Below are 11,421 nucleotides of genomic sequence, written 5' to 3' on the forward strand. Positions count from 1 at the left end.
TCCATCAGTGCTGTGCCGGACTCTTTAAGCCTCAGCTGCCGTCACGGAGCAGAAAAAGGCCTCTCCTGCGCATCCTTGCCCACGATGAAAGCATTTACCTTCCAGGCTTTCTGCTGGCGAGCAGGGTTCATTTTTATGGCTGGATCAATTTTGGGTGAGTTGCGACGCCAGAGGGAACCACGCCGGCCGGTTGCTTACTTGAAGGCTCATTCTTGAGCAAAGTACGGGTAAAAAATGGCGAAAGATTCATAACTGAAAGTTAATTATGTAGTGATTTGAAGTAACTCAAATCTTCGAATTCAATACTTATACTCCGAACACACCCTGATCGAACGACTCCGTTCGACGGGCAAAACAAAACTTACAAAGGTGTTCACAATGACTGCGTACAAAATTGCTTCGGTTCCTGGTGACGGTATCGGCATTGAAGTTATTGCTGCCGGGGTTGAAGTCCTCAAGGCGCTGTCCAAGAAAGTCGGCTTTGAAATTACCTTCAAGGACTTCGACTGGAACTCGGATAACTACCTGAAAAATGGCTACTACATTCCGGAAGGTGGCTTGGAAGAACTCAAGACTTTCGATGCCATTTTCTTTGGTGCTGTAGGTGCGCTGAACGTTCCGGACCACATTTCTTTGTGGGGACTGCGTCTGCCTATTTGCCAAGGGTTTGACCAGTACGCAAACGTACGTCCTGCCCGTGTGCTTCCTGGCGTTAAAAGCCCGCTGCACAATGGTGATCAGATCGACTGGGTTGTGGTGCGTGAAAACTCTGAAGGTGAGTACTCGGGCAACGGCGGACGCGTACACCGTGGCTTGCCAGAAGAGGTGGCCACCGAAGTCTCCGTGTTCACCCGTGCCGGTGTAGAGCGTATCCACCGCTTTGCTTTCCAGTTGGCCCAGAGCCGTCCGCGTAAACACTTGACTATGGTCACTAAGTCCAACGCCCAGCGCCATGGCATGGTGTTATGGGATGAGATCTTCTACGAGGTGGCCAAGGACTTTCCTGATGTGAAGATCGACAAAGAGCTGGTCGATGCCGTTACCACGCGCATGGTGCTTAAGCCATCAACTCTGGATGTGATCGTGGCGACCAACCTGCACGCCGATATCCTTTCCGACCTCGCCGCCGCCTTGTCGGGTAGCCTGGGTATTGCACCGACTGCCAACCTTAATCCTTCGCGGCAGTTCCCATCGATGTTCGAGCCGATCCACGGTTCCGCCTTCGACATCACCGGTAAGGGCGTCGCCAACCCGATCGCCACCTTCTGGACTGCGGCGATGATGCTCGAGCATCTGGGCGAGTCGGCGGCGGCTAAGGAACTGATGTCCGCCATCGAAGCTGTTACCGAAAGCGGTTTGCATACGCCTGACCTAGGCGGTACAGCGACCACTCGGCAGATCACCGACGCTGTGATCAAGCTGATTGGCCGCTAATTCAAAGTAATACTGCGGCATACCGCCAAGGGAGGGGTCATTGATCCAGCCCTTGGCATTTCCTGACAACAATAAAAAATCAGGGCCCTGTCATGAAAAGAATTCTGGGAAAGCTTTACGTTCAAGTTTTGCTAGCCGTGATCCTCGGTGCCGTCGTGGGTGTAGCGGTTCCTGAAACCGGTGAAGCCCTCAAACCCTTGGGCGACGCCTTCATTAAATTGATCAAGATGCTCCTTGCACCGGTGATATTCCTCACGGTGGTAACGGGCATTGCCAAGATGGAAAACATGAAGGAATTAGGGCGTGTCGGTTTACGCGCGTTAATCTACTTCGAGGTGGTATCGACTCTGGCACTGGTGGTTGGTCTGGTGGTGGTGGACGTGTTCAAGCCCGGCGCAGGCATGAACATCAACGTCGCGACGCTGGACGCTTCAAGTCTGGATACCTACACCACGGCAGCGAAGCACACGACGTTCATGGATTTCGTGATGAACATCATCCCCAACACCATCGTCGATGCCTTTGCTAAAGGCAATGTGTTGCAAATCCTGTTGTTCTCGGTGTTGTTGGGCGTCGCCCTGGCACAGGTCGGCCCCCGCGCGAAATTCTTCGTCGACATGCTAGATAGCCTGATGCAGGGCATGTTTCGCATGGTCAACATGATCATGCGCCTCGCTCCCATTGGCGCATTCGGCGCGATTGCCTTCACCATCGGCAAATACGGCTTCGGCTCACTGTTCTCGCTGGGCAAGCTGATGGCTTGTGTCTACCTCACCTGCATTGTGTTCGTGATCTTTGTGCTCGGTCCCATCTGCCGCATGAGTGGTTTCAGCCTGTGGAAGTTCCTGCGCTTTATTAAGGAAGAGTTGTTCACCGTGCTGGGCACCAGCTCGTCGGAGTCGGTACTGCCGCAGATGATTTCCAAGATGGAGAAGGCAGGGGTTTCCAAGCCGGTTGCTGGCATGGTGATTCCGGCGAGCCTGACCTTCAACCCGGATGGGCAGGCGATCTACTACACCATTGCCGCCATCTTCATTGCTCAGGCCACCAACACACCATTGACCTTGATGGACCAACTGATCGTGCTGGCCGTGCTGATGTTCACCTCCAAGGGATCGGCCGGAGTGACAGGTTCGGGTTTTATCATTCTGGCGGCCACCCTGGCTTCGCTGGGAACCATCCCGGTGGCTGGCATGGTGCTGTTGTTGGGTGTCGACCGTTTCATGTCTGAAGCGCGTGCCATCACCAACACCATTGGCAACGGCGTCGGCACCATGGCGATTGCCAAGTGGGTAGGAGCACTGGATACGTCGAAGATGAATCGTGCACTCAACGGTCAGCCGGAGCCTGATGAAGTGACGACCCCTGTCGCCAGCCAATCCGCGTCCCATGACGCTTACAACAACGGTTCTCAACAGATGGGCCTAGCGCCTGCTGTGAAAGTCTAAACTTTCTGCAATCAGAAGTTAGACTGGCTCAACGTCGACTCCGGGAAGGAGTCGACGTTTTCTTCCTTATGTGACCTCCATTTTGAAATCAGATAGCTGCGCCAGTGGCGTGGCGAGTCATTTCAAGGATAAAAACAATGTTTGAGTTGGATCATGTGCTTGCGCAGGACATTGTCGATCGAGCGATGGTCATCCTTCCTTTCAATGTCAATGTGATGGACTGCCAGGGCTTGATTATGGGCAGTGGCGAGCCCGAGCGGATCAACACCCGTCATGAGGGTGCCCAGCTAGTTTTGGCGAACCATCGCGTGGTGGAAATCGATGTGCAATCGTCTCCCTGTCTCAAAGGGGTCCAGCCAGGCATCAACGTGCCGCTGATGCACGATAAACGCTTGATTGGTGTGTTGGGCCTTACCGGCGATCCGCATACGCTGCGTACTTACGCAGAATTGCTGCGCATGACTGCTGAAATGCTAGTTTCGCAACGGCACCGCGAAGTGCAGTCGCAATGGCGCAAGCAGCGCAGCGACGACTTGCTGGCCTTGCTATTGGGGGATGCGGGAGACTCTCCTCGCTTGTTGGACGAAGCGCAGCAGCTAGGGCTCAAACACCAGCTCACGCGCACGCCACTCTTGCTTGAGTTTGCATCTAAACAGGTCGCAGCGATGGTCAGCGAATGGCTGCTGGGGCGGGTTCCGGACAGTTGGTGCCTGAGTCCGTCGCCTAATACGGTAATGTGGTGCTGCCCCGCCGTCAGCGGGGTCGATCCTCACAAATACCTGCAAAAAATGCAAAGTCAAGGCTGGACGCCTGTTCGTGTGGCCGTCGGCGTGCCTGTCCAGGGCATGGAGCGGCTACGCAAAGTTTGCGCGCATGTGACGGCACTAGCGGCCTATGGTCGTGCCGTGTTGAAGACGCAGCGGCTTTTGTTGCTGACTCGCTTGCGTCTGCCGGCAATGTTGTGGGCTCATCGAGAAGAGTATGTGATCGAGGAACTACTGGCCGTCGTCAACAAGGTGCGTGCCAAGGACAGCAATGGTCAGTTGGTGCAGACGTTGCGAAGCTGGTGTGAACACAGTGGGCAAATTCAGGCCTGTGCAGATGCCCTAGGCCTGCATCGAAACACGCTGCGTTATCGGATGGATAGGATTTCAGAGATAACCGAAATGGATCTGAACAAGCTAGATGACGTGATTGTTTTGTACCTGGGTGTGCAACTGATGTCTGACGAATGAGCCTCGATGTTCATGCGTAAACAGGCGCAGATTTGCGTCAGCGCCTGAGTTGGAAGCCTAAACGGTTCGCCGGTATCAGCACTCGGCATAGGCTTAGCGAGTACCTGCGCCGTAAATCGCGAAGGCGCCCAATGCTTCTTCTATTCGCAGTAGACGATTGTATTTGCTCACTCGGTCCGACCGGCACAACGATCCGGTCTTGATCTGTCCGGCCCGCGTGGCGACGGCGAGGTCGGCAATGAAGGTATCTTCCGTTTCCCCGGAGCGGTGTGAGATGACCGCTTTGTAGCCCGCCGCTTGAGCCATGCGGATGGCGGCCAGGGTTTCGGTCAAGGTGCCGATCTGGTTGTATTTGATCAGCACCGAGTTGGCGATCCCTCGATCTATCCCTTCCTTGAGGATGCGCGTGTTGGTCACGAACAGATCGTCGCCTACCAGCTGCACGCGTTCGCCCAGCTGGGCGGTCAGTTTTTTCCAGCCGTCCCAGTCACTTTCGTCCATGCCGTCTTCGATAGAAGTGATAGGGTAGCGCTCACAGAGTGAACTCAAGTAACGGGTAAAGTCTTCGGAGTCGAATCTTCGGTCTTCACCCTGCAGATGGTAGAAACCGTCCTCGAAGAATTCGGAGGCTGCGCAGTCGAGCGCCAGGGTAACGTCCTGTCCCAGCACATAGCCTGCCCGCTCCACGGCTTCCTGGATGACCACTAAAGCCGCTTCGTTGGAGGGCAGCGAAGGAGCAAACCCGCCTTCGTCGCCGACCGAGGTACTCAAGCCTTGAGCGTGCAATACAGCTTTCAAGGAGTGAAAGATCTCGGCACCCATGCGCAGTGCCTCGCGAAACGATGTGGCTGAAACTGGCTGTATCATAAACTCCTGAATGTCCACATTATTATCGGCATGTTCGCCGCCGTTGATGATGTTCATCATCGGTATGGGCAAGGCGTATCGTCCAGGTTGACCGTATAGGGAGGCCAGGTGCTCGTACAGCTCCAGACCCTGGTGCTGTGCACCAGCCCGTGCGGTGGCCAGCGATACCGCCAGCATCGCATTGGCCCCTAAGGCGCTTTTGGCATCAGTACCGTCCAGTTTGATCATGGCCTCATCGACAGCCTCTTGGTCCAGGGCACTGAGCCCTTTGACCCCTGCGCTGGTCACGCCCTTTACGTTGTCCACGGCGCGCAGTACGCCCTTGCCCAGGTAGCGAGCCTCACCATCGCGAAGCTCCAGCGCTTCTCTCGAACCCGTCGATGCGCCAGAGGGCACACTGGCGGATCCGGTCACACCGTTGGCCAGTGTCACGCTGGCTTCTATCGTCGGGTTGCCGCGTGAATCGAGTATCTCGCGGGCGTGAATGTGCGTAATGGCAGAGGTTTTAGGCGTCATGGAGGGTCTCCGATCGAGTGGTGCTTGCAGGGCGCGGGTGGCTAGCGTTTTCGAGCAGTTCTTGCTGTTCTGCTCGTATGGCACGGACATCGAAATCCCGTGGCCAATCAGTCATGGACTTTCCGGGAGGCGGCGTTTGTACAGCTGGGTGCTGGTTCAAAATCATTGGACGTCACTCTTTTTGTTATTTAGGGGCAACTATTACCTCACCAAGCCTACGCCGCGATTCGGGCGAATCCTTTAGGCGCGCGAACAAAAGCGCTTGCCTGTGCTTGTGCCTGGAGCTAGAGCCTAAGCGGTTCGCTGATGTCAGCATGAGGCATCACCTATCGCCGGAGAGCGCTCATGAAAGTCGTCATAGCACCTGATTCATTCAAGGACAGCCTGAGCGCCGATGGCGTTGCACAAGCCATTGCGCTGGGGCTGGCTGAGGTGCTGCCCAACGCTGAATTGGTGCAATGCCCGATGGCCGATGGCGGCGAGGGAACCGTGGAGGCGATTCTGGCGGCCCTGGACGGTGAGTGTCGTCACGCCAAGGTTAGAGGGCCTTTAGGTGTTGAGGTCAGCGCCCGTTGGGGATGGCTTGCGCAAACGCGAACCGCGGTCATCGAAATGGCTGAGGCGAGCGGCCTGCAATTGGTGGCCCTGGAGCAACGTAATGCCTGCCTCAGCTCCAGCTATGGCACTGGGCAACTGATCCTTGACGCTCTGGATGCCGGGGCCAAAACAATCATCTTGACCATTGGTGGTAGCGCAACCAACGACGGTGGTGCGGGTATGCTCAATGCCTTGGGAGTGCGCTTCCAAGATGGAGATGGAAGGGAGCTGACGCCAGATGGCTTGGCTCTTTCTGGTTTGTGTAGTATCGATTTGAGTAAGATGGATCCCCGTTTGCATAGCACCCGTTTCGAGGTGGCGGCTGATGTCGATAACCCCTTGTGCGGTGCCCACGGCGCTTCATTTACCTTTGGTCGGCAGAAGGGGGCAAGCAGCGAGCAGATCGAACAATTGGATCAGGCATTGACCCATTTTGCCGATTGTTGCGCTGTCGTGCTTGCGCAGGATGTTCGCGACGTTCCGGGCGCTGGGGCAGCCGGAGGCATGGGGTTCGCCGCGAAAGCGTTCTTGGGGGCCAGTTTTCGACCGGGCATAGAAGTGGTGGCCGAATTGGTCGGGCTTGCCGATAAAATCAAGGGTGCAGACCTAGTCATCACAGGCGAAGGCCGTTGTGATGGTCAAACATTGCGCGGTAAAACCCCCATGGGGGTAGCGCGTATTGCGCGTGAGCAAGGCGTACCTGTAGTGATTCTTGCCGGCACGCTCGGTGAGCGCTACGAGGCGCTGTATGAACACGGCGTCGACGCTGCTTTCGCATTAGTCTCGGGCCCCATGAGCCTCGCCGATGCGTGCCAGCAAGCACCTCGACTATTGCGCGAGCGGGCGCGGGATATTGCTCGTCTGTGGCTGCTTCAATAGCTATTTTCGGCCTGCAGACAACTGAGAGGTATGATTCGTCCAACGCCTGAGTTCAGTCACTATCCCCTGCGAAGCATCTGCTCACCCCATTGGGTGGTTTCTCAGTTCTGCAGTGATTTTTGCTGCTCTCTTACTGAGTTAGTTTCAGGTTATTTGCTGATGCAGGTGCGCCTATCCAATGAGATGTACGAAGGCATCACTGGTCTATCGCAGGACGAAGAACCTGCGGGCGGTTCAGTTGCTGCTAGGCATACGAAGTCAGCTGCCAATGTTTTTCCCGTTCCCTCGCAGCCTCTACAGAATGATAGCGTTCGCCCAAAGCAGACACTAAGCACCACGTATTTGCCTCAGGCCTACCGCATGAGTAGAATGCGATTAATTATCAATCATGTATTTGCCGGGATTCCGATGCGCAGCGATGAACCACTAGGTACTGCAGATCTAGGGCTGCTCTATCGAACCCACCACTCGTGGTTGCACGGCTGGCTAATCCGACGCATTGGATGTCGCGATAACGCAGCAGATTTGGCGCAGGACACCTTCGTACGCCTGCTCAAATCCCGTCAGTCCAGCCCCTTGCGTGAACCACGGGCCTATTTGAGCAGTATCGCCCGCGGGTTGATGATTGATCAGTATCGCCGTCGCGAACTCGAACGTGCCTACCTGGAGAGCGTCGCATTACTGCCTCAACACGAGGTTCCCTCGGAAGAAAGCCGACTGCTGATTCTCGATACGCTCGAGCGGATAGATCGCATGCTCGATATGCTTAAACCGAGAGTTCGCCAGGCGTTTTTATATGCCCGGCTCGACGGCTTGACCTGCGCGCAAATAGCCGAAAAGTTGGGTGTTTCCCGTGCGACGGTGGAACGCGATCTGGCCACCGCCCTGCAACACTGTTATCGCTTGCGTTATGTCGAGGCGTGAGTCCCAGACGCTGGATCCGGCCGTTGTCGACCAGGCGATCTACTGGCAGGTGCGCCTGCGCTTCGATCAGCCAGATGAGCAAACACAGCGCACATTTGAGCTCTGGCTGCAGCAGTGCCCGGAGCACGTGTTGGCGTGGCAGCGCGTGGAAGCGCTTGGGGATGAATTCGCAGGCGTGCCAGCTCAACTGGCCCGGCAAACCCTTAATGGGACCAATCATGGAATGCGGCGGCGGGAAAGCCTGAAACTCCTGGGCATATTGGCGATTGTTGGCACTGCAGCCTGGCTCGGCCGGGACTACACACCCGTACCCGCCATGCTTGCGCAGCAGCGCAGCAGTACCGGCGAGCAACGGCGCTTCCAACTCGATGATGGCAGCCTAATCCAGCTCAATAGCGATAGCGCCGTCGACAGCGATTTCGACGCCCAGCGACGTCTGATAATCCTGCGACGTGGTGAAATCATCGTGAATGTCGGCGCGGATCAACACTCGCCTCGAGCGCGACCGTTCTGGGTGCAATCACGTGACGGGATCATGCGCGCTCAGAGTTCCCGCTTTCTGGCACGCGAGTTCGACGATGGCACGCTGGTCGCGGCTCAGGAAGGATCAGTCACGGTTTTCCCCGGCTCCAGTCAAACGCCTGCCAGCCGCAGTGTTCAGGCAGGAAATCAGCTGCTGTTCACATCAAGTGGGGCCCGAATGTTCAAAGGCAACGGCCTTGATCTATGGAGCTGGGGTGACGGGGTGATCAGTGCGCGCAATATGCGCCTCGATGATTTCATCGTGGAGTTGTCGCGCTATCGCCCCGGTGTACTGCGCTGCGCCGACGAGGTCGCGGATCGTCGCGTTTCCGGCACCTTCCAACTCGCCGACAACGATCAGGTCCTGGCATTGATCGCGCAGTCACTGCATTTGCACGTTGATTATCGGACCCGTTATTGGGTGACCGTGACCGCTGCCACCTAAGCCCATCAGAACTTTGTGCCACCTGAAAAAAATAATGAGGTGTATTCTCATTCTCGTTCGACCTCTAAGAAAGGCCGGAATACAGGCCTGTCTGCCGATGTCCTTTCTTGGAGCGAGAATATGAGTTCGTCCCCTGTTTCCCAGCGCCATCCATTAAGTCGTGCCTTGCACGGTGCGATTTTGGGGCTGATCGTAAGCAGCTACGCCTTGCCATCGCTGGCGCAAACGCCGAGCGCTGACCACAGCAATCAGGTCAAGCAGTGGAACATCGCTGCCGGCCCGCTGGCGCCGGCGCTTGACCGCTTTGCGCGCGAGGCTGGCATCAGCCTTTCCTTCGACGCGTCGAGTGTAGCGAACCGCACCACTGCTGGCGTGAATGGCACGCTCGATACGTCGGCAGCGCTGTCATCCTTGCTACAGGGAAGCGAATTGCAAATCCAACAGCAAGGCCCGAATGCCTATCTACTGTTCCCCCAACCTACGCCCGCCGGCCCGCTGGAGCTCGACACAACGTCCGTCGAGGACTATCGCCTTGCGCCCCTCATCATCAATGCCAAGGTCAGGGTCAGTGCCGACGACGACGCCAACTCGGTTGTCGCCAAGGAACTCTGGGTTGGCGGCAAGGTGGCCACCAGCATTCTCAATACGCCGGCATCGGTGTCGGTTGTTACCAACAAGGAAATGGAACAACGCAGCGTCAGCACCACGGAAGAGGCGCTGCAATACACCCCGGGTGTGGTCAGTGACTTCTATGGTACGGATGACCGCAATGACTATTTCCAGATCCGGGGCTTCCAGGCCACCACCTACCGTGACGGCTTGACCCTGAGTTCGATGCGCGGCGTACGCGAAGATCCATTCGCTTACGAACGCATAGAGATTTTGCGTGGCGCCAACTCCACGCTGTTTGGCCCAGCGGACCCGGGCGGTTCGGTGAATTTCGTGACCAAACAGCCGCGCTTTGAGCAGTTTGGCCAAGGCTATGTGACCTACGGTTCGTTTGACCATGTCGAGACAGGCATCGATGTGGGGGATGCGCTGAACGACGAGAAAACCTTGGCTGGCCGCTTTACTGCCAAAGGCCAAAACAGCGACCGCGAATACGATCACTCACAGGACGACAACCAGTTGCTGATGGGTGGCCTCACCTGGGCGCCCACGGATTACACGTCAGCCACCGTGATTCTGGACTATCTGAAAACCGAAAGTTCGCCCAACAGTGGCGGCTATCCGCTGGACAAGGAATACGACCGCAGCAAGTTTTATGGTGAGCCGAGCTACAACTTTCACGATGTCGAGCGCACCAGCCTCAGCGGTAACGTCACCCATGACTTCGACAACGGCTTCGTATTGCGCAGCAATCTGCGTTACAGCAAATTGACCGATGATTTTGGCTACGTTTACATCAGCGACAGCGCCGCGCGTGTCGGTACTACCGTTGACCGGTACTTGTTTGGAACGGACAGTGAGGCCGACCAGTTCAACGGCAACCTGATGCTGCAATACGACGCCCGCTTCGAGAACATCGACAGCAGCAGCCTGGTGGGCGTGGAATACCTCGATTCGACTACCAAGGAAAGCTCGGTCTACGCCTTGACGACCCCGATTGACGTTGCAAATCCCGTGTTTACTGGCGTTTCACGCTCTATCACCCCGTATGCGGTCAACAAGCGAGACGCGACCACCAAGGCCGTATTCCTTCAGCAGAACCTATCGTTCTACGAGCGTTTCATCGTCACCGCCGGTATGCGCAACGATTCGATGGACCTTACCAGCAAAGGCTTGCAATCCTCCGAGAAAGACAACTTCTCCGAAACGTCCTACCGAGGTGCGTTGACCTATATCGTCAACGATGAGGTGTCCACCTATGTGAGCATGGTGGAGTCCGTCTCGCCGCCTCAGGTTGGCGTAACACCGCAGACCGGCAGGCAGTACGAAGTGGGCGTGAAGTATGCGCCGATGGGGATGGACGCACTGTTCTCCGCGGCCGTTTATGACTTGACCCAGGAAAACGTCACCATCGCCGTGGTGCTGCCGAGCGGCATCATCGAGCAACAGACGGTGGGCGAATCGCGGGCGCGTGGCCTCGACCTGGAGGCCAAGGCGCAGGTGACGCAGAACCTCAGCCTGATTGGTGGCTACTCCTATATGGAGTCCGAGGTATTGCGCGGTTCGTTGTACGACGGCAGCTCCCTGAAGGGTAATGAGTTCACCACGGCACCCAAGCATTCCGCTTCGCTCTGGAGTTATTACGACGTGCCCGGTACTGATGTCAGCGTTGGCTTGGGCGCGCGCTACGTCGGCTCTTATTACTTCGATGCAGCCAACTCCGGCAAAAGCGATGGCGCCACGCTGTTCGACGCCGCGTTCAACTACGAGATCGCCAAGGGCACCGACCTTGCGGTGAACGTCAGCAACCTGCTGGATGAGCAGCACGTGGTCGGTTCCGGCACAGCGAACTTCTACAACCCGGGTCGCGAGATTACCGCCAAAGTGAGTTACAGCTGGTAAGCAGGCGTGTAAGCCTTCGTCCCCTATGGGAAGCGGTGCCCGC

At 56.6% G+C, this 11,421-nt stretch carries 8 protein-coding genes; 7 read left to right on the forward strand and 1 reads right to left on the reverse strand.

What is annotated here, in order from left to right:
- Positions 1-378 precede the first annotated feature (378 nt).
- From J3P90_RS11150 to J3P90_RS11160, 3 genes are all read left to right on the forward strand, one after another.
- Positions 379-1,434, forward strand: a complete 1,056-nt coding sequence (locus J3P90_RS11150; protein WP_434676356.1) for a tartrate dehydrogenase — start codon at positions 379-381, stop codon at positions 1,432-1,434.
- Between the two features lie 92 nt (positions 1,435-1,526).
- Positions 1,527-2,882, forward strand: coding sequence for a dicarboxylate/amino acid:cation symporter (locus J3P90_RS11155; RefSeq protein WP_434676357.1), 1,356 nt, complete (start codon positions 1,527-1,529; stop codon positions 2,880-2,882).
- Between the two features lie 137 nt (positions 2,883-3,019).
- Positions 3,020-4,117 (forward strand): sugar diacid recognition domain-containing protein, encoded by a 1,098-nt coding sequence (locus J3P90_RS11160; protein ID WP_434676358.1) that lies wholly within the window; start codon positions 3,020-3,022, stop codon positions 4,115-4,117.
- A gap of 93 nt (positions 4,118-4,210) precedes the next feature.
- Here J3P90_RS11160 and eno read toward each other — a convergent pair whose 3' ends face one another.
- Positions 4,211-5,500 (reverse strand): phosphopyruvate hydratase, encoded by a 1,290-nt coding sequence (eno, locus tag J3P90_RS11165; RefSeq protein ID WP_434676359.1) that lies wholly within the window; start codon positions 5,498-5,500, stop codon positions 4,211-4,213.
- A 345-nt stretch (positions 5,501-5,845) separates the two neighbouring features.
- On the opposite strand from eno, the gene J3P90_RS11170 reads away from it, so the two are divergent.
- The 4 genes from J3P90_RS11170 to J3P90_RS11185 all read left to right on the forward strand — a co-directional run bounded on the left by J3P90_RS11170 (position 5,846) and on the right by J3P90_RS11185 (position 11,378).
- Positions 5,846-6,976, forward strand: coding sequence for a glycerate kinase (locus J3P90_RS11170; protein WP_434676360.1), 1,131 nt, complete (start codon positions 5,846-5,848; stop codon positions 6,974-6,976).
- A 408-nt stretch (positions 6,977-7,384) separates the two neighbouring features.
- Positions 7,385-7,900 carry a sigma-70 family RNA polymerase sigma factor gene (locus J3P90_RS11175; RefSeq protein WP_434676569.1) on the forward strand — a complete coding sequence of 172 codons (516 nt, stop codon included), beginning with the start codon at positions 7,385-7,387 and terminating at the stop codon, positions 7,898-7,900.
- Positions 7,887-8,867 carry a FecR domain-containing protein gene (locus J3P90_RS11180; protein ID WP_434676361.1) on the forward strand — a complete coding sequence of 327 codons (981 nt, stop codon included), beginning with the start codon at positions 7,887-7,889 and terminating at the stop codon, positions 8,865-8,867. The genes J3P90_RS11175 and J3P90_RS11180 overlap by 14 nt, the downstream gene beginning before the upstream one ends.
- 120 nt (positions 8,868-8,987) lie before the next feature.
- Entirely contained in the window at positions 8,988-11,378 is a 2,391-nt protein-coding gene (locus J3P90_RS11185) for a TonB-dependent siderophore receptor (protein WP_434676362.1), read from the forward strand.
- Positions 11,379-11,421 lie beyond the last annotated feature (43 nt).

It is taken from the genome of Pseudomonas sp. D3-10 (genome assembly GCF_051132175.1).
Lineage (GTDB): Bacteria > Pseudomonadota > Gammaproteobacteria > Pseudomonadales > Pseudomonadaceae > Aquipseudomonas.

Bases quoted from the DNA above. Each gene is read 5' to 3' on its own strand.
- J3P90_RS11185 (WP_434676362.1), top strand. From the start codon at position 8,988: ATGAGTTCGTCCCCTGTTTCCCAGCGCCATCCATTAAGTCGTGCCTTG.
- J3P90_RS11175 (WP_434676569.1), top strand. From the start codon at position 7,385: ATGCGCAGCGATGAACCACTAGGTACTGCAGATCTAGGGCTGCTCTAT.
- eno (WP_434676359.1), bottom strand. From the start codon at position 5,500: ATGACGCCTAAAACCTCTGCCATTACGCACATTCACGCCCGCGAGATA.
- J3P90_RS11150 (WP_434676356.1), top strand. From the start codon at position 379: ATGACTGCGTACAAAATTGCTTCGGTTCCTGGTGACGGTATCGGCATT.
- J3P90_RS11170 (WP_434676360.1), top strand. From the start codon at position 5,846: ATGAAAGTCGTCATAGCACCTGATTCATTCAAGGACAGCCTGAGCGCC.
- J3P90_RS11180 (WP_434676361.1), top strand. From the start codon at position 7,887: ATGTCGAGGCGTGAGTCCCAGACGCTGGATCCGGCCGTTGTCGACCAG.
- J3P90_RS11155 (WP_434676357.1), top strand. From the start codon at position 1,527: ATGAAAAGAATTCTGGGAAAGCTTTACGTTCAAGTTTTGCTAGCCGTG.
- J3P90_RS11160 (WP_434676358.1), top strand. From the start codon at position 3,020: ATGTTTGAGTTGGATCATGTGCTTGCGCAGGACATTGTCGATCGAGCG.